Source organism: Tenacibaculum xiamenense, assembly GCF_964513065.1.
GTDB classification, from domain to species: domain Bacteria; phylum Bacteroidota; class Bacteroidia; order Flavobacteriales; family Flavobacteriaceae; genus Polaribacter; species Polaribacter xiamenense.
The window spans coordinates 592,773-616,093 of record NZ_CAZEQU010000042.1 but is presented as its reverse complement, the minus strand read 5'-3'; the positions used below and the strand labels follow the sequence as shown (position 1 = coordinate 616,093).

The 23,321-nt window shown below is 32.6% G+C and carries 21 protein-coding genes and 3 tRNA genes; 7 read left to right on the top strand and 17 right to left on the bottom strand.

The window, feature by feature from the left end; translation table 11 throughout:
* The first annotated feature begins 20 nt into the window (after positions 1–20).
* The 3 genes from ACKTTV_RS22395 (at position 21) to ACKTTV_RS22385 (ending at position 2,609) form a co-directional block, all read left to right on the top strand.
* Positions 21–1,760, top strand: coding sequence for a hypothetical protein (locus ACKTTV_RS22395; protein WP_408033104.1), 1,740 nt, complete (start codon positions 21–23; stop codon positions 1,758–1,760).
* Positions 1,761–1,953: 193 nt separating this feature from the next.
* On the top strand, positions 1,954–2,259 hold the full coding sequence (locus ACKTTV_RS22390; protein WP_408033103.1) for a DUF2958 domain-containing protein: 306 nt from the start codon (positions 1,954–1,956) through the stop codon (positions 2,257–2,259).
* A gap of 122 nt (positions 2,260–2,381) precedes the next feature.
* Entirely contained in the window at positions 2,382–2,609 is a 228-nt protein-coding gene (locus ACKTTV_RS22385; RefSeq protein WP_408033102.1) for a hypothetical protein, read from the top strand.
* 79 nt (positions 2,610–2,688) lie between these two features.
* Here the strand turns inward: ACKTTV_RS22385 and ACKTTV_RS22380 are convergent, their stop codons facing one another.
* The 11 genes from ACKTTV_RS22380 to ACKTTV_RS22330 form a co-directional block, all read right to left on the bottom strand.
* Positions 2,689–2,826 (bottom strand): hypothetical protein, encoded by a 138-nt coding sequence (locus ACKTTV_RS22380; RefSeq protein WP_408033101.1) that lies wholly within the window; start codon positions 2,824–2,826, stop codon positions 2,689–2,691.
* Between the two features lie 390 nt (positions 2,827–3,216).
* Positions 3,217–3,540 carry a hypothetical protein gene (locus ACKTTV_RS22375; RefSeq protein ID WP_408033100.1) on the bottom strand — a complete coding sequence of 108 codons (324 nt, stop codon included), beginning with the start codon at positions 3,538–3,540 and terminating at the stop codon, positions 3,217–3,219.
* A 6-nt stretch (positions 3,541–3,546) separates the two neighbouring features.
* Positions 3,547–4,884: a type IV secretory system conjugative DNA transfer family protein gene (locus ACKTTV_RS22370; protein ID WP_408033099.1), complete on the bottom strand. Its 1,338-nt coding sequence runs from the start codon at positions 4,882–4,884 to the stop codon at positions 3,547–3,549.
* A 13-nt stretch (positions 4,885–4,897) separates the two neighbouring features.
* Positions 4,898–5,737 carry a relaxase/mobilization nuclease domain-containing protein gene (locus ACKTTV_RS22365; RefSeq protein ID WP_408033098.1) on the bottom strand — a complete coding sequence of 280 codons (840 nt, stop codon included), beginning with the start codon at positions 5,735–5,737 and terminating at the stop codon, positions 4,898–4,900.
* The gene (locus tag ACKTTV_RS22360; RefSeq protein WP_408033097.1) at positions 5,703–6,251 is read right to left on the bottom strand and encodes a hypothetical protein; all 549 of its coding nucleotides are present in this window, start codon (positions 6,249–6,251) and stop codon (positions 5,703–5,705) included. Before ACKTTV_RS22360 ends, ACKTTV_RS22365 begins: the two co-directional genes overlap by 35 nt.
* Before the next feature lie 121 nt (positions 6,252–6,372).
* Positions 6,373–6,708, bottom strand: coding sequence for a hypothetical protein (locus tag ACKTTV_RS22355; protein WP_408033096.1), 336 nt, complete (start codon positions 6,706–6,708; stop codon positions 6,373–6,375).
* 10 nt (positions 6,709–6,718) lie between these two features.
* Entirely contained in the window at positions 6,719–7,006 is a 288-nt protein-coding gene (locus ACKTTV_RS22350; protein ID WP_408033095.1) for a hypothetical protein, read from the bottom strand.
* 2 nt (positions 7,007–7,008) lie between these two features.
* Positions 7,009–7,737: a hypothetical protein gene (locus ACKTTV_RS22345; protein ID WP_408033094.1), complete on the bottom strand. Its 729-nt coding sequence runs from the start codon at positions 7,735–7,737 to the stop codon at positions 7,009–7,011.
* Positions 7,738–7,747: 10 nt separating this feature from the next.
* Positions 7,748–8,473: a polysaccharide deacetylase family protein gene (locus ACKTTV_RS22340; protein ID WP_408033093.1), complete on the bottom strand. Its 726-nt coding sequence runs from the start codon at positions 8,471–8,473 to the stop codon at positions 7,748–7,750.
* Between the two features lie 18 nt (positions 8,474–8,491).
* Entirely contained in the window at positions 8,492–9,784 is a 1,293-nt protein-coding gene (locus ACKTTV_RS22335; RefSeq protein ID WP_408033092.1) for a hypothetical protein, read from the bottom strand.
* Positions 9,785–9,989: 205 nt separating this feature from the next.
* Complete coding sequence (locus ACKTTV_RS22330; protein ID WP_408033091.1) at positions 9,990–10,172, bottom strand: hypothetical protein; 183 nt, start codon at positions 10,170–10,172, stop codon at positions 9,990–9,992.
* A 192-nt stretch (positions 10,173–10,364) separates the two neighbouring features.
* Here ACKTTV_RS22330 and ACKTTV_RS22325 point away from each other — a divergent pair, with 192 nt between their 5' ends.
* Complete coding sequence (locus ACKTTV_RS22325; protein WP_408033090.1) at positions 10,365–12,779, top strand: tetratricopeptide repeat protein; 2,415 nt, start codon at positions 10,365–10,367, stop codon at positions 12,777–12,779.
* On the opposite strand, the gene ACKTTV_RS22320 is transcribed toward ACKTTV_RS22325, so the two are convergent.
* From ACKTTV_RS22320 to ACKTTV_RS22300, 5 genes are all read right to left on the bottom strand, one after another.
* The gene (locus ACKTTV_RS22320) at positions 12,772–13,239 is read right to left on the bottom strand and encodes a hypothetical protein (RefSeq protein ID WP_408033089.1); all 468 of its coding nucleotides are present in this window, start codon (positions 13,237–13,239) and stop codon (positions 12,772–12,774) included. The genes ACKTTV_RS22325 and ACKTTV_RS22320 overlap by 8 nt on opposite strands.
* 149 nt (positions 13,240–13,388) lie before the next feature.
* A tRNA-Arg gene (locus tag ACKTTV_RS22315) sits at positions 13,389–13,462 on the bottom strand.
* 8 nt (positions 13,463–13,470) lie between these two features.
* Positions 13,471–13,545 (bottom strand) — tRNA-Pro (locus ACKTTV_RS22310).
* 28 nt (positions 13,546–13,573) lie between these two features.
* Positions 13,574–13,656: transfer RNA gene (locus ACKTTV_RS22305), tRNA-Ser, on the bottom strand.
* Positions 13,657–13,756: 100 nt separating this feature from the next.
* Positions 13,757–15,820: an HD family phosphohydrolase gene (locus ACKTTV_RS22300; RefSeq protein WP_408033088.1), complete on the bottom strand. Its 2,064-nt coding sequence runs from the start codon at positions 15,818–15,820 to the stop codon at positions 13,757–13,759.
* 105 nt (positions 15,821–15,925) lie between these two features.
* Here ACKTTV_RS22300 and ACKTTV_RS22295 point away from each other — a divergent pair, with 105 nt between their 5' ends.
* Together ACKTTV_RS22295 and ACKTTV_RS22290 are read left to right on the top strand one after the other, a co-directional pair.
* Positions 15,926–17,101 (top strand): acetyl-CoA C-acyltransferase, encoded by a 1,176-nt coding sequence (locus tag ACKTTV_RS22295; protein WP_408033087.1) that lies wholly within the window; start codon positions 15,926–15,928, stop codon positions 17,099–17,101.
* Positions 17,102–17,123: 22 nt separating this feature from the next.
* Positions 17,124–17,891, top strand: coding sequence for a C40 family peptidase (locus ACKTTV_RS22290; RefSeq protein WP_408033086.1), 768 nt, complete (start codon positions 17,124–17,126; stop codon positions 17,889–17,891).
* Between the two features lie 40 nt (positions 17,892–17,931).
* On the opposite strand, the gene ACKTTV_RS22285 is transcribed toward ACKTTV_RS22290, so the two are convergent.
* Complete coding sequence (locus ACKTTV_RS22285; protein WP_408033085.1) at positions 17,932–20,484, bottom strand: ATP-dependent Clp protease ATP-binding subunit; 2,553 nt, start codon at positions 20,482–20,484, stop codon at positions 17,932–17,934.
* Between the two features lie 320 nt (positions 20,485–20,804).
* Between ACKTTV_RS22285 and gyrA the strand changes: the two genes are divergently transcribed.
* Positions 20,805–23,321, top strand: coding sequence for a DNA gyrase subunit A (gyrA, locus tag ACKTTV_RS22280; RefSeq protein ID WP_408033084.1), 2,517 nt, complete (start codon positions 20,805–20,807; stop codon positions 23,319–23,321).

Below are 23,321 nucleotides of genomic sequence, written 5' to 3'. Positions count from 1 at the left end.
ACTCAAAAATGCCTTTTTATATGAAAACACATTTTTTTATAATTTTTCTCATATCAATAACACTTTTATCTTGTAGTAAAGATGAACCAATCACAGAAAACGAACCAGATGATATTGTAGAGTTAAATGATGCTTTCATTAAGTCTATGACATTAAAAACTCAAAATGAAATAGTAGAATTATCTATTAACGGAAATAAAATTACAGGAATTTTACCTCTTGATTTTTGTTATAAAGATTTTCTTTTTGAGTACGAACTTTCTGAGAATAGTCAAAGCCTATCTTTCACATCTAACAACCCTAGTATGACTCCTAGTTTAAAACACTATAAAGAGGATGGAGAAATACTAACATTAACTCGAAAAGATGGAAAGCAAACACAATATACTTTAAAAATACTTCCAAATCCTAAATCAGCTGTTATATGCAGTGCAAACTGGAAAAACACAGCTTTTCAGCATGATTTGACTTCCAACATAATAATTAATCATGAAAAATATACTTCAACTGACCCTTATCCTTTTTATAATGGTTTTATCCCTCACTTTACTTTTCTAGGAAAAAATATAAAAGTCTCTTCATCAATGGAAATAATCGGAGAAAATCATTCTTCTCTTGATACTGATATTTTTAATCTTAATACCATAAAGTTACTAATCACTTCAGAAGATAATACAGTAACAAAAGAGGTTTATTTTGATGTTCAATTTGAAGGAGAACCCTTTTTTGATAAAGATTTTAAAAGAGTCGTCTCCAATAAAAATGAAAAAAACATTTATTTAATTAGTGATAGAAGCATCTTATTTTTTGACATTAACAAGAGAGAAATTGATTACAAAAAATCTATAAGTTCAGTTAATTTTATAAAAATAGGAGAAGATACAAATCAGGAAAAACTATGGTTTACAGACTCAAGAAAAAAGTTTTACAACATTGATAAACATGGAATTACAAGAACGACTAATTTATCTCACCCTGCTTCAGGGGTTAAAAATTTTAAGGTAAATAAAAATTACATTTGGTTATACTCTACAAATAGAAATTTACATAAAATAAATACAGATACCAATAATCAAGAAGGTTTTTGGAATTTATTAAATTGGTTTGAAAATATTCCGTCTTCAGCAGTTTTAAATAATTTATTGAATTTTTTCTTGGGTAATTTTGATCGAGACAATAATTTAATAATTACAGAGCCTAGAGTTGGGGCTTTTTATAAAATATTATTTGAGAATAACGAACCCATAATTGAGAGATATTGGTTTGATAGTAATAAAACATTCAGAGAATATGGTAGTGTAAATGGTTATACTCAAACTGAAACTATAGATGGGTTACCACAGGGATACAATAAAGGTTGGTATTTTGGAGGACCAAAAATCAATGATAATATTTTTATGTTTAATATTTCTGATGGATATTATAGAATAACAAAAATTAATGAAGATTATATCTTTCAAAGTGCATCTGTATATCCTTACTTAACTAATTCTTCCTTTTCTTTAATTAATCCAAGGAGTGTTGCTAATAATAAAATTTTAGTATCTGTAAAACAAAATAATATCCCAATCGTAATATCTTCTTTTGACACCGATTCTAACAATTGGACACTTATAAACTCACCATCTGGATTTACTGATGATGGGTTTGTTAGAATGACTTATGATTCAAATAACAATATATACTTAACAAATCCACAAGATAATAAAATGTTCATAACTAGTGACGGCAATAATTGGGAAGTTATTGAACTCTTTTAATACTATTTTCTAGAATTGAAACTAAGAGTTTAGACTTCAATGTAATTACTCGTATTACATATAAAATTAAAAATAAAGCACAAAGCTTATCCTTTAATGGCATATAAGAGCAAGGATTTACCTCTTACGAGTTCCTCCTTGCACTTATAGCCAACAGGATTTTACGCAGTGCATAATTTTTAATTTTTCTATTATGAAACTCTTAACAAATACATTGCGTCAACGTTTTCAAGAAATAGGTAGACAAGATAATACTACCGACCCTGTAGTGATTATGAAACTTTTCAATCCATGTGGAGCAGGAACTTGGTATATCACTGAGTTTTGCCCAGAAGACGAATGTTTTTATGGATACGTTACAGGACTTGGATATGACGAATGGGGATATTCTTCTCTAAAAGAAATCAAAGCTCTTAAATTACCATTTGGATTAGGTATAGAGCGTGATATATCTTTTGAAGAACAGCGATTTTCTGAAATACAAGAAATACACAAATAGTATATTTTTTTCTCTAATCTTAAAGAAGCTCCTTTTCGGAGCTTTTTTGATGTTTAAAATAAAAATTACAGCGTAATAGATTTTGATGATATGAAATAGTAAGAATTCAAAATCTATATTTTATGTATATAATCGAAGAATCAGATGAAAAAGAACTTCTTTTTGCACAAGAATTTCCATATTTCTATCAATTTATAACCAAAGAGATACGAATGTTGGAATTTGCGGCAGATTTATCTTTGTCTTACAAAGATGAGAAAAGTTGTAAGGACTTAAATCTTGAAGCTAAGGAATTATCCAATGCTTTACACGTTCTAACAAATCGTTACACAATGGATTTATTTGAATGATTTACTATGTAAATATGTTTTTGTAACTGTTGTGTAAATTGAAAAGCCCTTTCTTAAAGAAAAGGCTTTTTAATATTTTTTAATCATTTCTATCTTTCCAATCATCTGGTCTTTCATCTTCTCCCCTAGATTGCCAGTATGCATCATTATTTTCATTTAATTGATTAGAACGGTTATCCAATTCATCTTGTGAATAGTTATTTCCTTTTGGAGTCATGCTATTTTAATTTTAAAGTTCAGTTGTCTAAATATAATAATTTTTGAAATTCTGAAAAAGTTATATCAAACAGTTCTTTCTAAATATCATACTCTTAAAATCTAATCGGGACGATAGCCTACATATCTAAGATATTTATATAAGGGTAGGCTATGCAAGATAGCCTGTTGAATTTAACAGTAGCGGAGCTACAGAAAAATATCTAACAGGCATCTTGTAAGAAGGAGTTCCACTCCCTCTTAACACCCTCAAAAAAGGAAACCGAAAAAACACACATTGTGTATATGCACAAAGAGTCTTTTTTCGGCTAAAGTTTATATCAACTTTTTAAAAAAGTTGAAGTTAACAAAAAAGCCTGCAAACTGCAGGCCTTTTTCTCATTGAGGTCATTTAATCTTCTGGATCTTTTATTAAATCGAAAAGCTTCCTAAATACATCTGCTATAAAAACCACCAACCTTTCTAAAGCAAAAACAAATAGTTTAAAGGTGATTTTGAACAGTAATTGTAGTTTTTCTAACAACCATGAGAATACCGGCTTTAAAACCTTTCCTATACCTTTAAAAAGCTTAGGAATCCAACCGAAAGGTAGCACCTCGTTTTTTATGTTAAAACAAACACATATAATCCAAACAATCATCACTGCTAGTAAAAAGAATGTTACCAAATTCCCTATAAAATTTACAATACTGTGTTTTAAGATTTCTAATTCCATAATTTCTTATTTTTTTAATTCAACAACTTTCTTACGCATTCTCATAGAGTTGTACCACGGCAAAATTTTAAGCACCGTAAAATCCGTTCCATTCACATATAAACAGTGGTGTTTTTTAAGCCCCATAATCTCGTCAGCCCTCATAGCTGGCATAGGTCGTAAAGCGCCATTTATTTCTTCAGTTTTTGTGCCTAAACGTTTTTCTATACGCTCGCATTCCTCCCTGCTTAATTTTCCGAAATACACCTGATTCAACATATTACCAAGAATGGTTTTCAATCCGTTTTTACCATAGTTTTCTTCTATCTGTGATAGCTCCTGAACATAGATAAAAAGGGCTATTTTTCGCTTTCTGAGAACGCTTACCATACTTGGAAATTGAGGTACCGTAAAGCTTGGAAATTCGTCCCAGAACATCATAATAGGATTGTACTTTTGCCCCTCTATTGGCATTTTTAATGCCATTTCCACTAACTGCGTATTGAAGATTGAAAGCAAGAAACGATAGTACTTTTCCTTGCCTTCCTCAAGTCTTAGAAATAACGCCTTCTTTTGAGTTCTAAGCGATGATAAATCTATAGTATCGGTAGATGTCAACTTTTGAATCGCTTTACTTTTAAGCTTACTAAGTGGAGCTTTAGCACTGGCTAAAATATTAGATTTTAATTTTGATTCTAACCCCATAAAAGCAGCAAAATCCATATAATGCTCCTCGTCTAAATTCTGCGCCAAAAATTCTATAGCCTCATCTGGTTTTACTGATATAAGGTTTATCAAGTTATATAACCCCAAAAGATTTTTCTTACTTTCGTCCTTTTGCTTATCTGAAAGTAATCCCATAAGCAATGTTTCAATAAGTGAAATTGCTGATTGTTCCCAGAAATTTTTCATCCCTTTGGACTCAGGACAAACAAGCAGTTCTGCCAGTTCTTGTATTCCATTATCAGAATCCATTGCTCGTTTCAATGGATTATAAGTATCACTCTCATTTGGATTTGAGAAATCAAGCCGAGATATTGTATATCCGACCTCCCTTAAATGTTTACTCGTCATTGTTTCAAGCTCACCCGAAACGTCCAAAAAAAAGAGACTATATTCATCACTTTTTTTAATGTTCACAACATGATTTACAATAGTTGTACTCTTACCACTTTCAGTTGGCGCAACATATACACAATGAGTATATAAATGTTTTTCTTTTAAAAACTGTTTACCATCAATGCAGTAACCGTTTTTAGTATTGCGAGCAAAATAGTATTGCTTTCTTCTCCAACCCATCGGTTTTGCATCCCCGAATTGGGTGTTTTTGTTTCTGTTACTTTTAAATATAAAATCGTATATCATTTTTGTTTGTTTTTTAACGTGTTAATGAATTTTCCTGTCCGTATTCTCGGTCACTTCGCTCCATAACTTCTCGCATCAGTTCGAGACGCTCTAATGCTGAGTAGCGTTCTGGGGTGATGTACTTTTTGATACGGTATTTTTCTTTCCCAAACCAAACCCCGTAATACTGAGTATTACCCCTAGAATAAGCTTCTAGGTCGGAATGCTGGTCGATTAGCTCGTATAGGTGTTTTAGAGACTTTGCTGTGTCAGCTAAACCATTTAAAACATCTATGAGTTTGTTTACTCGATGCTTCTTATTGGACTTCTGATATGGTTCCTGTTCTTTCGTTCTAGACTTTATAAAAACGAGGCTATCATTCAGTTCTGGAAACTCTCGTTGTTGCATCTTTTCCAAGGCGATATTCTGCTCCAAAAGCTGTTTCTTTTTGACACCACTTATTACGCTTTTATCTTGCAGATATAGATTTTGGCTAACCATTAGGTGTATATGTGTACAGCCAGAACGAGAATCAAAATGGGCTTTTCCGAAGACAACACAAGCATCCATTCCTCGAAGCCTTAGAAGCTCGTTAGTTACTTTCCAAAGAGCTTCTGGGCTTGGGTTTGATTTAAAATGCCATGAAAGAATTACATGCTGACAGCGAGTTTTAATGCGTTTTCCTCGGTATTTATCATTCTCAATAAATGACTTAACAACCGTGTCTCTGCCTACACCTCCAGAAATATTTTTGAAGATGGTAAAATCTTCCGTTTGTGAAGCTCCTTTCAATATGTAATCTATAAGCGTTTCATATCTCCCTTTAAATGGTATTTGCTTAATTATTGGCATATCCAAGATGCTTAAAATCATCTATAATACGTTGAAGATGTTCTAAAAACTTTGGGTTTTTCTTCATCTCAATACGAATATAATTCTCCAAATGAAGCGGGCGATAATGAGCAATTGTAGCATTTTCTAGCTTGACAAAAAGTTCTTGAACAGCCTTTATATCGTTAGTATCAGCAAAACGTTTAGAATTCACTTTATATGCTACCTGATTGATTAAAACACCTATTTTTTTGTAAGCTATTATAAGGTTGTAAAGCACTTTTTCATCTGGTAGAACGTAGCTTTGATTTCGCTGTGCTTTAATAACCTGTTTAATAAAATCAGTAACTTTTAGATTCAGCTTTTTCGCATCTTCCAAAATGATTGAGTATTCTGGTTTCTCGAACCAAATCTGCACCAATTTCTGATTATGCTTGCGCTCCTGGTGATGTTCTCGCATATACTGTTTACGGTACATCTTGAAAAGTTTATCCTTTTCTTCTTGAGTGCTATTTAAGCACCCATGCTGTCTTAAAAAATCTTGAAATTTTGACATAAGTATATTGTTATGAGAGGGACGCACCCTATCATGTGTTTTAATGTTTAATGAAATTTTTTTTGAATGCTTTTTAAAAGAAGGGCATAGAAGTAATGCCCTTCTTGTCTATGAGGATAGGTTACATATCTATATCCATCCCTTGTTCATTCTGACTATGTGACGGTAACTGAATTATCATTTTTTGAAGATCCATTTTTTTCTCCTCTTTTTGATTATTCTGTAACTCTATCTCACGTTTCAGATTATTTTCGATAATTCGCCTGTCTTGACTTCCATGATATTCCCCTGTTCTAAATGCACTGAGAACTGAAGGTGAAGCACTATGCGAAAGAATATCTTCCAATAAGTTTCCTAAAACCTCTCTATGAGATTTGCTAAGTTGAGAATACCTATACCCTAACTTAAAGGCTTTTGTTTTAGCGGCTTCTTTACGCCATTTCTTTAGTATTTTCATAACTCATAGATTAAAAAGTTTCATGACTATTAGACTCTAAGAAATCATCAATGGAAAATGAATCATACATAATGATTTTCTTCGATATTTTGGCAAAACGAATCTTACCTTCATCACGGAATTTCTGAAGGGTAGTGTCACTTTTAATACCCATTCGCTTTTTAGCAGTCTCACCGTCAATCCAACGCTCTTTTTGCTCTTTGTTTCCTTGTAACTTCTCCAAATGGCTAATCGTTCTTTCAACAAGCTCGATAAGGTTTTTATCGGAAATCATAATCAAATTGTTTTCTCCTTCCATAACTACAGCGATTTAAATTGAACGTTGATACCAAATTGGTAGAAATAGGTCTCCCAGTACCTTTCTAAATAAGGATATAATGAATTTTCCTTTTCTTTCGTTACGATTAAAAATATTAGTTCGATATCATACAGAATGTCTGGAATAATATACTTATCCTTTATTTTTTGAGCATGTTTCTTTGCTAAGGCTATAACATCTGATTCCTTTTCTATATGGCAGTTTCGTAAATTAATCGTTGACGTATCCTGAATCAAATCACTAATCAAAATAATTTGACTCGAATACTGCATTTTACTTAAAGGAACAATCACTTCTGCAATTCCTGAACGCTCTGAATTACTATCTAAAGAAGTAACTATATTGACTAACTCATTAATGAACGATTGTTTACTTAGCTTAATTTGCTCCTTAAATAAATGTGCTACGGTTCGAGATGATCTTTCTTTTTGCGAAAAAATAGATTCATCGTACTCTGGCGGTAAATACTGTAATAATCTTGAATTAGCCACCGATGCTGTATTTTCAAAAATTTGTTTTAATTCTACGGTATAAGATCTGTAATTTGATAAATCTTCTAACACGTTGTTTTGAAAATACTCCTTTAAATTATTTTTATCTATATTATTAGACAATACTGGATCTACGAAGATGGTTAATTTGTCCTGTGTATTGCACGATTGCAATACACAAAAACAAACACATACGACTTTACAAACTATACTTCTCATATTCAAAAGATTAAAGTGTTATAAATTCTAGTTCGGTTACTTGGAATAATCTAAAGACTTCAGAAAAATAATCTCCTATAAAATCACTTCCTTTCACTTTTTTATCCATCTGCATTGGAATTATAAATTCCACTTTATTAATACCTTTGAGTTGATGAGGCATTTTGTAGATATTTTTCAATTTCTTTACATCAACTTTAGCCGAAATAATTGCCTCTTTTGCCGTCTTAAATGGTCTCAAATCAAGCATTCTAAACTGCTTAGAGCTTTCTACACCATCTGTAAAATAGTACACGAAAATATCTGATGATTTTAAGGTAGATAACGGAACCAAAGAACTAATGATATTGGTATATTTTGCCTCAGCCTCGTACTCATTAATAAATTTCACAATTCTTTTAGCTATAGATTTACGCTTCCTATTTATCTTATTCTGGTGTAAAACTCTTTCTAATTCGTCATTATTAGAACCTTTAAACACAGGGATTTCATAAATGAACGTTCTAGAATTACTAGCTGAACTACTATTGGCATTAATAAATCTTATCTGAAAGATTACATTCTTTTTACCTTTTGTGTGCTTTTTCACTATGGAGGTAAAATACTTATCCTGCTTTGCAGAATTAGAAGCCATAGATTTACTTTTATCAACGTTGAAACTTACAACAGTTGGGTTCTGTGCTACCGCTTTAAGCGGTAACACAAACATTAATAGTATTAAAATTATATTTTTCATATTTCTGTATTTTTTAAATTATTGTTGGATTTTATATGCCTCAAAAAAACTATTGGTGTTCATATCATCTTCTTGAGATAATAGTAGTTCCAAAATATTTTTCTTAGCGATGTAATACGTAATCTTATGCCTCATATCATAGCAGGTCAGCAAATCTTTAACCTTTTCTGGATATAATTCTTCTATCTCTGCAATTCTGCGCTCGCTCTTTTTAATAGCTTTTTTCAGCTTAGCAGCATAACTATACACCTCTGATATTGCCTTTAAAATGATGGTGAAAAACAAGCAAAGGATAGATACTAGCCCCACTACAATATATCCTGTGTAAGTTGACCAAATTGGAGTTATTTTCAGTGCATATGATCGTCTTTGAATATCTTCTGAAAGATTTGTAATAACTATGTTTAATTCTTCAATTTCCTCTACGTCTTCATCTTCATCTAATTCAGTAAGTTCTCCTTGTTTTAATGCAAGAGCCATTCTATCTGAACGTAAAACTTCCATTTGTCGCTCATGCTGAATATTATAATTGGATAATACCGAAGATGCTGTAATCTGACCAAAGAACACACAGGACATCAATGTGATAATCCACCATTGTTTCTTTACACTTCTAAGTAATCTTTCACTACTATTGAAGATTCTGCGACTGATTACAAATGTTATACCTAACAAGGTAGAAGCCACAATCCAACTCTCCTCCGTAGAGTACCCCAAGTTGTGATGAAAGATATTTTGTAAAATGACACCTTCACTTGCGTAATTAAACAGCAAACATATCTTTGAAAAGACCGCCAGAAAAGGACTGGCATAACCAATAATATTTTGCACTAATGGTTCTTTTGCTTTTTGAATAGCTGCCTTTATTTTCAATAAAGGTTTAATAGCTCCTCTTTTATATTGTTCTGAAACAATACTAGCCTTTTGAATAGCTAGATGGTGCACATCCTTTAAAAGCTCATTTACAAGTTTAATCTCCTTTGGACAATCACGTTTTGGAACAATATGGTTAAAAGTAATCTCCACAGCATCTTTTGATAGTTCTATATCGCTATCATCTGTATTTTCAAATTCCACCGTTGGAATGAATTCTTCATCTTGTGAAACATTACGAAGATCTTCTTTTGTTCTACGTTTGAGTAAGTAAAACAGCTTGTATTTGTTTTTGTGAAGTTTCTCTAACTCATTTCTATGTTCTGCACGATCCGAAGCCAAATTATCTTCCATATTAGAACACGCTTTTGATACTTCGGCTTGTTCTTGTTCAAGGTTCATTCTACCAATTCTTTGAATAGAACCGATTCCTGACATTTTTCTAAATTCTTTCGCACAGCTATAAATCTGTCCTAAAGCTATATTTAAATAAGTGCGAAGAATTTTTTTGATGGCTTCCTCTTTCTTAAAAGGATTCCAGTTTTTATATGTGTTTAGTAAAAATACTAGTCTAAATAAATTCATATTATTTATCTTTTTTAAACCCTCTGGAGATATAATCCAGAAGGTTTTGTTTTACATCCTATTGATTAAATTGCTTAAAGATTTCTTGATTTTCACTATAGATTCTTTGAGCTGTAATTTTAGCATACGTTACACACTGTGTAATCGTTCCGTGTCTTTGAGGTTTTGGAATTATTATTCCCTGATAAGTTCCTCCTCCACTTAAAATCATTTTTTTAATTTCTTCTATTGTTACATTCATAATTTTAAAATTTATAACCTCTTGGTGCACTTCAAGTCAGTTAATGAAACATTGTCTTTACATTCGAATGACAATGCAAACATGGTTGAGAAATCGAAGAAAAAAAGCAACTGATTTAAATGATTGCTTATGATTTCATTTGATTATATTTGATTCACACAATTGATTTTTAAAAGCTTATGAGACCAAACAATGACAAGTAGGGAGTATAGAAATAACATTATAGAATTTTATAAAAAAGGGAATAGAGGGGTTTTAAATATTAAAGGAAAATACCCTACAGTTGCAGAAATTAGAGATGGATGTTTACGAATTATTCAATCTAAATTAGATGTATTAGACCAAGGGATACTCTGCAATTATTTTGAAGTCAGAAAAATAGAAGATGTCACTCCTAAGATCATTAAAGAAAGTCAAAATAAGTACAATACGGTTATAAGATCTATAAAAAACGAGATTAAAAGAGATAATATTTTTGCGCTTGATTTGTTTGCTTTACTAATTGACTTCTCCGAAAGACCTCTAAAAAAAGGAATTACTAAACGCATTATAACCATACCTAATAAAGGGAAGATAAAAAATAAAAAAGCTATACTATTTTCTTCTATAGTATTAATATTAATTATCTCATTCCTTCTTTTTAGAGGGAAAATTTCAATCATTCTAGAAAATTTAGAAGCAGATCAGCTCCTAAAAGACGGTATTAAACTCAGTAATTATGGAGAATATGAAAATGCCTTACTGCATTTTGATAAAGCTCTGGAGATAGTAAAGAAAAATAAAGGATTAGAGAGTGATAATGTCGCTATTATATACCTAAACTCTGGAAATGTATTGTATGACAAAGGAAATTATGAAGAGGCTTCATTAAAATATAAAAAGGCAGAGGAAATTTTAAAAAAGAATCATAATACGACATATAAAAATCTGTCTGCTGTTTATATTGGATTGGGTAATATTTTTAGTGTAAAGCAAAACCAAGAACAAGCTATTTGGTACTATAAAAAAGCTATTGAGATTGATAAAAATAATTATGGTGTTAAAAGTCCTCACATGATTGAGTCTTATGGTAATATGGCTACTTCATTAAATTACCTTGGGAAATATGAAGAAGCTATTTGGTATTATAATAAAGCAATAGAAATTTGTAAAAAAAATAAAATCGAATCATATCATTATGCAATGCTTTATCAAGGATTAGGGATAAGTTATTCTGAAATGGGACAGTATATAGATTCTAGGGAGTACCACGAAAAGGCATTACTTATTTTTAATCAAAATCCAGATAGATTTGTTCTTGAAATAGCTGGATGTCATGTAAATTTAGGGGTCAGTGAGTATATTTTAGGGAAATATAGCAATGCAATCAATCATTATAAAAAAGCACTAGAACTCTATAAACCTATTATAGGAATACAACACCATAAAATTGCTTCAACATACAAAAATATAGGTCAATCCTATGGATATTTAGGAAAATTTGATACAGGTATACAATATTTAGAGAAAGCTCTAGAAATTGAAAAAAAAATTTTTGGAGTAGAAAACCCAAATATTGCTAAAACTTTTTCTTATTTAGGTAACATATATACAGAAATAGCAAATTATGAGAATGCTCTTTTCTATCATAATAAAGCGTTAAATATTGACAAAATACACTATGGAATTAATTCAATTAGAGTAGCTACATCTTACACTAATCTAGGTACAGTTTATTCACTTCAAGGAGAAAATGAAAAGTCTCTTTTTTATTTAAGAAAAGCTTTGGAAATTGACAAAAAAGTATTTGGATTTGAGCATCCAAATGTTGCTATTGATAATTTAAATATTGATGCCGTTAGAAACATAAATAGTTATCATACCGAAAATATAAAATATTACAATAAAGATTTATCTGTCTTGTTACAATCAGTTTCCGAATCACACCCATTAATAGCCGAGAGCTATAATAACTTAGCAGCATCATATTTCGAAATTAGAGATTTTGATAAAGCAAAGAAGATGTATCACAAATCTGCTGAAATCGCTAAGGTTGTTTATGGAGAAAAACATACAAGATATGCTGATAAATTAGTAAACATTGCTATTATAAATGATAAGCTTAACGAAAATAGCGAAGCATTGATGAATTATAAAAAAGCTCTTGAAATTTACATTACAAATTATGGGAAAAACCATCCTCAAATTGCCTTAGTGTATAATAACCTAGGAATTTTATGGAATAAGTTAATGGAATTTAAACAAGCTAAAATTTGCTTTAATATGGCGTTAGATATTTATAGAATATACTTTACAGAAAATAATAAATTTGGCGAGGTATATATAAACTTGGCAAACACATTTTTTGATGAAAATGATTACCAGAATTCATTATCATATTATAAAAAAGCACTAACTATTTTTCAAAAAGAACTAAAAAATGGACATCAGAATATTGGAATTGCATTAAGTAACATTATTAAAGCATATAAGTATCTTGGGAATTCTAATGAGGTTTTAAAATATAAACAGTTATACAAAAAATATGACTGGAATGTGAGACTTCCTCTAAATTCAAAAGAATTGAGATCTGCAATTATTCAAAAAAAGAATAGGTTACTTAACTAAAAGGATTAATTTGAATTATCTCTTCTAATCCCTTAACTATAGATTCATTATAATTATCTGAAGACCTTGCTTCTATGAGGTTTTTTTTTGCTGTTATAATTGTTTTCAAAAAAGGATTATCACATAGCTTTAAGAGTTTCTCTTGATTCTTTAAAAAAATTGAATCATCCATTTGTAGAAGCATTCCATAAAAGAAATACGAATAATTATTATTCTCCAATTGTTCACTTTTCATTTTACTTATATAAAACTCTGTCCACGATGATATATACTTATCGGTCATTAAATCCTTTGGTGCATCACTTCTTTTCTTATTTTCTATATCAGAAATCGTGTCTTGAGGATCTTGGAATATCAAATGAATAATTCTGTTTCTAAAACCTTCCGCACAGGATTCAGGAATACTCAAAGAAACATCTTCTGAAAAATTAAAAGCGAACTCTTTTTCTGGATTTCCCATAATATTTTGGTAACAAATCCAATGATAATAACATAAATAGTAAAATTTTTCAACAACAACTTTTAGGAATGATCCAAAAAAACGGGCAAAAAACGGGCAATTTTAAAACAAGAAAGGCTTTCAATTTCCTGAAAGCCTTTGTTTTCCTGTGATCGCGACAGGATTCGAACCTGTGACCGTCTGCTTAGAAGGCAGATGCTCTATCCAGCTGAGCTACGCGACCATTGTTTGTCGGGGTGGCAGGATTCGAACCTGCGACCTCCTGCTCCCAAAGCAGGCGCGATGACCGGGCTACGCTACACCCCGATTGGTGTCATCTTTTTGCAACTTTTTGCGGAGAGACCGGGATTCGAACCCGGGCATCGAAAAACGATGACAGCTTAGCAGGCTGCTGCATTACCACTCTGCCACCTCTCCTTTAATTCTTGTTTCGTTTCCGAAGTGTGAATTAAAAATTGCGAGTGCAAATATATAACCGATTAAGTATTCACACAAGTTTTTTTGATAAAAAAATTCATTAATCTGGATACTCAACTCGTAAGTGATAGATATTCATCAACTTATTCTTAATAATTTTTTTAATTTTTTCTATCTCTCTAAAGGTAATATCTGAATTTATAAACTGATTGTCGTTTTTTTGCTTCTCAATAATGCGATCAATCAACTCATCAATTTTATGTGCAGTTGGTTCTTTGATACTTTTTGATGCCGCCTCTGCCGCATCACACATCATTAAAATAGCCGTTTCTTTAGAAAAAGGAATTGGTCCTTGATATTGGAACTTTTTTATATCTACTTCCCCATTTGGATTGTTTTCTAACTCGGTTTTGTAAAAATAGTACGTAACACTGGTCCCATGATGTGTTCTGATAAAGTCAATAATTCTATCTGGTAAATTATTCTTCTTTGCTATTTCTATTCCATTAATAACATGATCCAAAATAATTCGAGCACTGTCTTTCGGTGAAAGATCATTATGTGGATTCACTCCTGTAGATTGGTTTTCGGTAAAATACATTGGGTTTACCATTTTTCCAATGTCATGATATAAAGCTCCAGTTCGCACTAACATAGAATTAGCCCCAATTTCATTTGCCGCAGCTTCGGCCAAATTAGCTACCTGCATAGAATGTTGAAAGGTTCCTGGGGCTTTCTCATTCAATTCTCTTAAAAGCTTCGAATTCGTGTTTGAAAGTTCCAATAAAGTAACATCAGACACTAGACCAAATAACTTTTCATAAAAGTAAATAAAGAACACTGCCAAAAAGGAAAGCAATCCATTCGCAGCAAAAAGACCAAGATATAACCATTTGATTTGATTTGCATTTCCTTCCTTTATAACTGAAAAAGCCAGGTATGTGATCATATAAATCAAAGTAATTTGACCAATACTAATAAACAAGTTCGCTCGTTTATACAGTTCTGAAACCGTTAAAATTGTAACAATCCCTGCAATAATATGTAAGTAAATAAACTCAAAACTATTGGGCACTATAAACCCTAAAAGAAGCACTGTGAGAACATGAGTAAACAACCCCAAACGAGCATCGAAAAAAGCCTTTAAAACAATTGGTAAAATACTTAATGGAACCACATACAAATAATCGACATTTGTCTTTACAACAATGGTTTGCACCAAGATCATAACAAATACATTGAAAAAGATAAAAGTTACTTTATTATTATCCTTAAAAATTTCTGGGCGGTATCGCATTAAAAATAATAACAACATTAATAAAGCTAATGACACTAACACCGCATATCCTGATAAAATCCAACTGTAATTCGATTTAGACCAGATGGTCGATTGAGATGCTTGTTCGTATGATCGCAGCATGTGATAACGCTCTCCCTCAATAATACCTCCTTTTTCAATAATTAGCTCACCTTCTGCCACCATACCTTTGGTATACGAAATAGCCTTTATCTTTTCCTCCAATTCTTTGCTCGTAAACTTTTCGTCAAAAGTTACATTTGGCTTAATTGTTCCTGCTAACGCAGTAAGAATCAATTGTTGTTTGTATTCATTTAAATCTTGTGTCTTTCGATCAATTATAGGTAAAATTTCCTCAGATTGCACCAATTTTGAAAACAGAATATTCTCAACCGAATTCCCTTTTCTCAATACTACCACTTCATTTTTATTATTAATATTCCCTTCAGAAGTATTTTCATTGATAAACCCATATTGATAAATTAAGTTGATGATAGAGATTCCCCGTTTTCTGAGCCCATCAATATCTTTCACTGTTAAAGAATCAGAGATAGGAGCTCTATCAATTTGTTCTTTGTATTCAGTAATTACACCACGTCGAATATCATCATCAAATGCAAAGTATTTTTTACTTTCACTTCTCAGACGCTCCTTTTCCTTTTCAATTTCATTATCGCCTTTATAAATGGCAAAATCAAAAGGTGAATAGAGGTTATCGTATTGCCAAGGCTTTCCTTGAGCAAAGTCGTATTTGAACTGGCCTCCCCTTGGAAATAAATAAACAATAGCACCCGCTGTCAGTAGGAAAAGTAGCACTTTATAAACAATAGCATTGTGTTTATATAACTTATCGATAAGTTGACTCATTTTTTTGGTTTAAAACGTAAAGATAACCTTTCTGTATTATTTGAGTAGTTGGTATAAAATAGTTATTTTCGCATGACTAAATTAACGCAAATACAAAATCTAAATATGAAAGAAGTAGTTATCGCATCAGTTGCAAGAACACCTATAGGAAGCTTTTTAGGTACTTTATCTAAAATACCTGCTACTAAGCTTGGTGCTACTGCCATTAAAGGAGCCTTAGATAAAATCGATTTAAAGCCTGAATTGGTTGATGAAGTTTTTATGGGAAATGTGGTTTCTGCTGGTTTAGGTCAAGCGCCTGCAAGGCAAGCTGCCATGTTTGCAGGAATTCCTGACACCACTCCTTGTACAACTGTAAATAAAGTATGTGCATCTGGAATGAAATCTATTATGTTAGGAGCGCAATCGATTGCGTTAGGTGATGCTGATATTGTTGTTGCTGGTGGAATGGAAAACATGAGTATGATTCCTCACTACCAACATGCAAGAAATGGAAGTAAATTCGGTCCTGTTACTTTAGAAGATGGAATGCAGAAGGATGGATTGGTAGATGCTTACGATAAAGTAGCCATGGGAGTATGTGCTGACGATTGTGCTACAGAATATGAATTTTCAAGAGAAGATCAAGATAATTTTGCAATTGAATCATATAATAGATCTGCAAAGGCTTGGAGTGAAGGTAAGTTTGCTGACGAGGTAGTTCCTGTAGAAGTTCCTCAAAGAAGAGGTGAACCTTTAATTTTTAGCGAAGATGAGGAATATAAGAATGTAAAAATGGAAAAAATTCCTGCTTTACGCCCTGCTTTTACCAAAGAAGGTACTGTTACTGCTGCTAATGCGTCGACTATTAATGATGGTGGTGCTGCGTTAGTTTTAATGTCTGCTGAAAAAGCCCAAGAATTAGGAATTACGCCTTTAGCAAAAATAAAGAGTTATGCTGATGCCGCTCATGAACCTAAATGGTTTACTACAGCACCTGCAAAAGCATTACCTAAGGCTTTAGATAAAGCTGGAGTCTCAATTGATGACGTAGATTATTTCGAATTAAACGAAGCATTTTCTGTTGTTGGTTTAGCAAACATGAAAATCTTAGGATTAGATGCTGATAAAGTAAATGTGAATGGTGGTGCAGTTTCATTAGGGCATCCATTAGGTGTTTCTGGGGCTAGAATTATCATTGCTTTAACTTCTATCTTAAAACAAAACAACGCTAAAATTGGAGCTGCCGGAATTTGTAACGGTGGTGGTGGTGCAAGCGCAATGGTTATAGAAAGAATTTAATATTTATCATCTCCCTATTTTAATGTTTGGAATTTGTAACCTTAGTATTGTTCCTTTACGATTAACTCCTTCTGATACTTCAGAAATGGTTAACCAAATTGTTTTTGGTGAACATTTCACTGTTCTTGAAAAAGACAAAAAATGGAGTAAAATTAAACTAGCTTTTGATGGATATGAAGGGTATATTGATAATAAACAATACCAAGAAATTTTAGAAAAAGATTATCATGCTTTATGTGATAGTAAAAAACATTATGCAGGTGAGCTGATTGATTTTATTACCGATAACATAAACAATTTAACCACTATTCCACTGGGTGCTCAACTTCCTTTTTTTAGTGAGCATAAGTTAAGAATTCATGAACATCACTACACTTACGAAGGTCAGGTTTATAACGAACAGCTTCCTAAAAGTGCTGTTATTGAAAAAGCATTTTTATTTTTAAATGTTCCTTACCTCTGGGGTGGAAAATCTCCATTTGGTATCGACTGTTCTGGTTTCACTCAAACTGTTTATAAACTTTGTGGTTATCACCTTTTAAGAGATGCAAAAGAACAAGCTACTCAAGGTGAAGTCTTAAGTTTTATTGAAGAAAGTGAACCTGGTGATTTAGCTTTTTTTGATAACGATGAAGGAATAATAACTCATGTTGGAATTATCATGAAAGATTACAATATTATTCATGCTCATGGTAAAGTTAGAATCGACAAGCTAGATCATAGTGGAATTTATAATATTGACACAAATCAACACACGCATAAGTTACGAGTTATAAAGCGTTTTATTTAAAACATAAAAAAAAGCCCGATTTTCATCGGGCTTTTTTATTTTATTCTTCGTCAATTTCTGTTCGTGTTTCTTCGGATTTTTCTCCTTTTTCTATCTTAATACTTAGTCGTTTTGTTTTATCATCTAAGTCCATAAAAATAGAATCTCCTTCACCTACCTTTGAATTTACTATTTCTTCCGCTAAAGCATCCTCTATATACTTCTGAATAGCTCTCTTCAATGGTCTTGCTCCATATTGCTTATCATATCCTTTATCAGAAATATAGTCTTTTGCCTTTTCGCTTAACGTTAAGTTATATCCTAAGTCAGCAATACGAAGTAATAATTTCTCTAATTCAATATCAATGATCTTATGGATATCTTCACGTTCAAGAGTGTTGAATATAATTACATCATCAATACGGTTTAAGAACTCAGGAGCGAAGGTCTTTTTCAATGCACCTTCAATAATACTCTTAGCATGTGCATCTTCTTGATCTTTCTTCGAAGCCGTTCCGAATCCAACTCCTCCTCCGAAATCTTTCAGTTTACGAACACCAATATTTGATGTCATGATTATGATCGTATTTCTAAAATCTATTTTTCTTCCCAAACTATCTGTAATATGCCCATCATCTAATATCTGTAACATCATATTAAATACGTCTGGATGTGCTTTTTCAATCTCATCTAAAAGCACTACAGAATAAGGTTTTCTCCTAACTTTTTCCGTTAACTGTCCACCCTCTTCATAACCAACATACCCAGGAGGCGCTCCAATTAATCTTGATATTGCGAATTTCTCCATGTATTCACTCATATCAATTCTGATTAACGAGTCTTCAGAATCAAATAACTCTTTTGCCAGAACTTTCGCTAACTGTGTTTTTCCAACACCAGTAGAACCTAAGAAAATGAATGATCCAATCGGTTTGTTCGGATCTTTCAACCCTACTCTATTACGTTGAATTGCTTTTACAACTTTAGTTACCGCCTCATCTTGACCAATTACTTTACCTTTAATCATATTCGGTAAATCAGCCAATCTATTACTCTCTGCTTCCGCTACTCTATTTACAGGAATCCCTGTCATCATAGAAACAACTTCCGCAACATTGTCTTCAGTTACTGTTTCTCTGTGTAACTTAGAATCTTCTTCCCATTGATTCTGAGCTGACTCTAAAGCTATTTCTAAATTCTTTTCATCGTCACGTAATTTCGCTGCCTCTTCATATTTCTGACCACTAACAGCTTTTGTCTTACGATCTCTAATTTCTTCTAATTTTGCCTCTATCTCTAAAATCTGTTGAGGAACTACGATATTCGTAATATGAATTCGAGATCCAGCTTCATCTAAAGCATCAATTGCTTTGTCCGGAAGGTATCTATCCGTCATATAACGGTTCGTTAATTTCACACATGCTTCAATTGCCTGATCGGTATAATTAACATGGTGATGTGACTCATATTTTCCTTTAATATTATGTAGAATCTGAACAGTTTCCTCAACCGTAGTTGGATCTACAATTACTTTTTGGAAACGACGTTCTAAAGCCCCATCTTTTTCAATGTTTGTTCTGTATTCATCTAATGTTGTAGCACCAATACATTGAATCTCTCCTCTTGCCAAAGCAGGTTTCAACATATTTGAAGCATCTAAAGATCCAGTGGCTCCTCCTGCTCCAACAATTGTATGAATCTCATCAATGAAAAGTATAATATCATCATTCTTTTCAAGTTCATTCATTAAGGCTTTCATTCGCTCTTCGAACTGTCCTCTATATTTTGTTCCTGCAACTAAACTAGCTAAATCTAAAGATACAATTCGCTTGTCGAACAAAATTCTTGACACCTTTCTGTTTACAATACGTAACGCCAAACCTTCAGCTATTGCCGACTTACCTACTCCAGGCTCACCAATTAGCATTGGGTTATTCTTTTTTCGACGACTTAATATTTGAGAAACACGTTCAATTTCCTTTAATCGACCAACAACAGGGTCCAATCTTCCCTCTTCTGCAAGTGCTGTTAAGTCACGCCCAAAATTATCCAATACAGGAGTTTTGGTTTTCTTATTTTGCTTACCTCTTGGCGATTGTTGCCCAAATGGGTTCGATTTATCATCAGTAAACTCATCATCGGAAGGAGTTTCTGCTATCGGGCTAGAGTAATCTTCTACGTGAAGTTCTTTGTATAAAGCCTTCGCTTGCTCGTAATCGATATCATATTTTTGTAACAACTTAGTTGTTGGGTCATTTTCGTTACGTAAAATACACAACAATAAATGAGCCGTATCAATAGCATTACTCTGATACAACTTAGCCTCTAAAAAAGTTGTTTTTATTGCTTTCTCTGCTTGTCTTGTTAGATGTAGACTTTTTTTCTGATTATTACCAAGTGACGGGGATGAGGGGTTTAGTTTCTCTAACTTATTACGTACCAAATCCAAATCCACATCAAAAGTGGTTAAGATTTCAATGGCTTTACCATCTCCTTTTCTTATTAATCCTAAAAGCAAGTGTTCTGTTCCAATAAAGTCGTGACCTAATCGTAAGGCCTCTTCTTTACTGAATGTTATCACATCTCTAACTTGTGGTGAAAAATTATCGTCCATAAAATTAATTTGTGTCTCTTTTTTTGTAAAGTTAGTTAGATTTTTGTTTAAATATACAAAAAAGATGCCATATACCTATGTCATGACGATCTGTCTTTCTGAAAAGAATATTTTTTCAATTTACCAAACGATAAAGCCTTTAAAATTGTTGATAACTAAGGTAAAACTATAGTAGCAAACGTTGTGTAGAATTTGGCATTATTGTATCTTGCCATGATTTAGAAAACACATTCTTTATAAAAAGAATTTTTGAAGGAGTTTTATATTTTACAATTTCATCATTGTAAAATAAAGAGTACTAACATCTTAAAGAAAAATATATGGCAGATGGCGAAAAGTTGATTCCTATCAACATTGAAGAACAAATGAAATCAGCATACATCGACTACTCTATGTCGGTGATTGTATCGAGAGCTTTACCTGATGTACGTGACGGTTTGAAACCTGTACATAGGAGAGTTTTATTTGGAATGCATGAGTTAGGAATTAAAGCTACAGGAGCCTATAAAAAATCGGCAAGAGTTGTAGGGGAAGTACTGGGTAAATATCACCCTCATGGAGATACTTCTGTATATGATTCTATGGTTCGTATGGCTCAAGACTGGAACATACGTTACTTAATGGTAGATGGGCAAGGGAACTTTGGTTCAGTTGATGGTGATAGCCCGGCAGCAATGCGTTATACCGAGGTACGTATGCAGAAAATATCAGAAGAAATGTTATCTGATATTGAAAAAGATACTGTAGATCATAAATTAAACTTTGACGACACTTTAAAAGAACCTACCGTTTTACCAACTCGTATTCCTAATTTATTAGTGAATGGTGCTTCTGGTATTGCCGTAGGTATGGCAACAAACATGGCACCTCATAACTTGACAGAAGTTATTAACGGTACTGTTGCTTATATAGACAATAGAGATATTGAAATTGACGAGTTAATGCAGCACATTAGTGCTCCTGACTTCCCAACTGGAGGTATTATTTATGGATACGATGGTGTTCGAGATGCTTTCCATACAGGTCGTGGACGTATTGTAATGCGTGCAAAAGCTACTATTGAAGAAGTTAAAGGTAGAGAGTGTATCGTTGTTACTGAAATTCCTTACCAAGTGAACAAAGCCGAAATGATTAAGAAAACGGCTGATCTAGTAAACGACAAAAAGTTAGATGGAATTTCTAGTATTCGTGATGAATCCGATAGAAAAGGAATGCGTATTGTTTACGTTTTGAAGCGTGACGCTGTTCCTAATATTGTTTTAAATAAATTATTCAAATACACACCTCTTCAAACTTCTTTTAGCGTTAACAATATTGCTTTAGTTAATGGTCGTCCTGAACAATTAAACTTAAAGCAATTAATTCACTACTTTGTAGAGCATAGACATGAAGTAATTGTTCGCAGAACAGAGTTTGAACTTAAAAAAGCAGAAGCTCGTGCTCATATTTTAGAAGGATTAATAATTGCTTCTGATAATATTGACGAAGTAATTGCTATTATTAGAGGTTCTTCGAATGCTGATGAAGCTCGTGAGAAATTAATCGAACGATTCGAACTGACAGAAATTCAGGCTAGAGCAATTGTTGAAATGCGTTTACGTCAGTTAACAGGTCTGGAGCAAGATAAGCTAAGAGCTGAATATGATGAAATTGTAAAAACTATTGCTGACTTAAAAGACATCTTAGCCAACGAGCCAAGACGTTACAATATTATAAAGGACGAACTACTTCATATCAAAGAGAAGTATGGAGATGAGAGACGCTCAGCTATTGAGTATGCTGGAGGAGACATGCGTATCGAAGATATGATTCCTAATACTCAAGTAGTTGTTACTATTTCCAACGCTGGATATCTTAAGCGTACCAACTTAGATGAGTACAAAGTTCAAAACAGAGGTGGTAGAGGTCAAAAAGGCGCTACTACACGTAATGAAGATTTCTTAGAACATTTATTTGTAGCTACCAATCATCAATACATGATGTTCTTTACTCAAAAAGGTAAGGTTTTCTGGATGCGCGTATTTGAAGTTCCAGAAGGTGGTAAAAACACTAAAGGTAGAGCCATTCAAAACCTTATTAATATAGAACAGGATGATAAGGTAAAGGCATTCTTGGTAACTGGTGATTTAAAAGATGAAGAATACATCAACAATCAATATGTTATCATGGCAACCAAGAGAGGACGCGTGAAAAAAACTCCATTAGAGCAGTATTCTCGTCCAAGAGCCAATGGTATTAATGCCATTACTATTAAAGATAATGACGAACTACTAGAGGCTAAACTTACTACAGGAGACAGTCAGGTAATGCTTGCTTTAAAGTCTGGTAAAGCTATTCGTTTTGAAGAAGAAAAGACTAGACCAATGGGAAGGACTGCTTCAGGTGTAAGAGGAATTACGCTTCAACATGAAGATGACGAAGTTATTGGAATGGTTTCTGTAAATGATATGGAAAGTAACATCTTAGTTGTTTCTGAAAAAGGATACGGTAAACGCTCTAAACTGGAAGACTATAGAATTACCAACCGTGGTGGTAAAGGTGTTAAAACATTGAACATTTCGGAAAAAACTGGTAACTTAGTCGCCATTAAAAACGTTGACGACTCTAATGATTTAATGATTATTAATAAATCAGGTTTAACTATTAGATTAGCCGTTGAAGACCTACGTGTAATGGGTAGAGCAACTCAAGGTGTACGTTTAATAAACATCAAAAATAACGACAGTATTGCAGCCGTTGCAAAAGTTATGCATGAAGAAGAAGAAGAAGAGACCATCGATGAAAATGGCATGGAAATTGAAAATAACGATAACAACGAGAATCAAGAACAACAATAA

Excerpts from the sequence above, each read along its gene's own strand:
- ACKTTV_RS22395 (WP_408033104.1), top strand. The coding sequence starts at position 21 with ATGAAAACACATTTTTTTATAATTTTTCTCATATCAATAACACTTTTA.
- ACKTTV_RS22390 (WP_408033103.1), top strand. The coding sequence starts at position 1,954 with ATGAAACTCTTAACAAATACATTGCGTCAACGTTTTCAAGAAATAGGT.
- ACKTTV_RS22385 (WP_408033102.1), top strand. The coding sequence starts at position 2,382 with ATGTATATAATCGAAGAATCAGATGAAAAAGAACTTCTTTTTGCACAA.
- ACKTTV_RS22380 (WP_408033101.1), bottom strand. The coding sequence starts at position 2,826 with ATGACTCCAAAAGGAAATAACTATTCACAAGATGAATTGGATAACCGT.
- ACKTTV_RS22375 (WP_408033100.1), bottom strand. The coding sequence starts at position 3,540 with ATGGAATTAGAAATCTTAAAACACAGTATTGTAAATTTTATAGGGAAT.
- ACKTTV_RS22370 (WP_408033099.1), bottom strand. The coding sequence starts at position 4,884 with ATGATATACGATTTTATATTTAAAAGTAACAGAAACAAAAACACCCAA.
- ACKTTV_RS22365 (WP_408033098.1), bottom strand. The coding sequence starts at position 5,737 with ATGATTTTAAGCATCTTGGATATGCCAATAATTAAGCAAATACCATTT.
- ACKTTV_RS22360 (WP_408033097.1), bottom strand. The coding sequence starts at position 6,251 with ATGTCAAAATTTCAAGATTTTTTAAGACAGCATGGGTGCTTAAATAGC.
- ACKTTV_RS22355 (WP_408033096.1), bottom strand. The coding sequence starts at position 6,708 with ATGAAAATACTAAAGAAATGGCGTAAAGAAGCCGCTAAAACAAAAGCC.
- ACKTTV_RS22350 (WP_408033095.1), bottom strand. The coding sequence starts at position 7,006 with ATGGAAGGAGAAAACAATTTGATTATGATTTCCGATAAAAACCTTATC.
- ACKTTV_RS22345 (WP_408033094.1), bottom strand. The coding sequence starts at position 7,737 with ATGAGAAGTATAGTTTGTAAAGTCGTATGTGTTTGTTTTTGTGTATTG.
- ACKTTV_RS22340 (WP_408033093.1), bottom strand. The coding sequence starts at position 8,473 with ATGAAAAATATAATTTTAATACTATTAATGTTTGTGTTACCGCTTAAA.
- ACKTTV_RS22335 (WP_408033092.1), bottom strand. The coding sequence starts at position 9,784 with ATGTCAGGAATCGGTTCTATTCAAAGAATTGGTAGAATGAACCTTGAA.
- ACKTTV_RS22330 (WP_408033091.1), bottom strand. The coding sequence starts at position 10,172 with ATGAATGTAACAATAGAAGAAATTAAAAAAATGATTTTAAGTGGAGGA.
- ACKTTV_RS22325 (WP_408033090.1), top strand. The coding sequence starts at position 10,365 with ATGACAAGTAGGGAGTATAGAAATAACATTATAGAATTTTATAAAAAA.
- ACKTTV_RS22320 (WP_408033089.1), bottom strand. The coding sequence starts at position 13,239 with ATGGGAAATCCAGAAAAAGAGTTCGCTTTTAATTTTTCAGAAGATGTT.
- ACKTTV_RS22300 (WP_408033088.1), bottom strand. The coding sequence starts at position 15,820 with ATGAGTCAACTTATCGATAAGTTATATAAACACAATGCTATTGTTTAT.
- ACKTTV_RS22295 (WP_408033087.1), top strand. The coding sequence starts at position 15,926 with ATGAAAGAAGTAGTTATCGCATCAGTTGCAAGAACACCTATAGGAAGC.
- ACKTTV_RS22290 (WP_408033086.1), top strand. The coding sequence starts at position 17,124 with ATGTTTGGAATTTGTAACCTTAGTATTGTTCCTTTACGATTAACTCCT.
- ACKTTV_RS22285 (WP_408033085.1), bottom strand. The coding sequence starts at position 20,484 with ATGGACGATAATTTTTCACCACAAGTTAGAGATGTGATAACATTCAGT.
- gyrA (WP_408033084.1), top strand. The coding sequence starts at position 20,805 with ATGGCAGATGGCGAAAAGTTGATTCCTATCAACATTGAAGAACAAATG.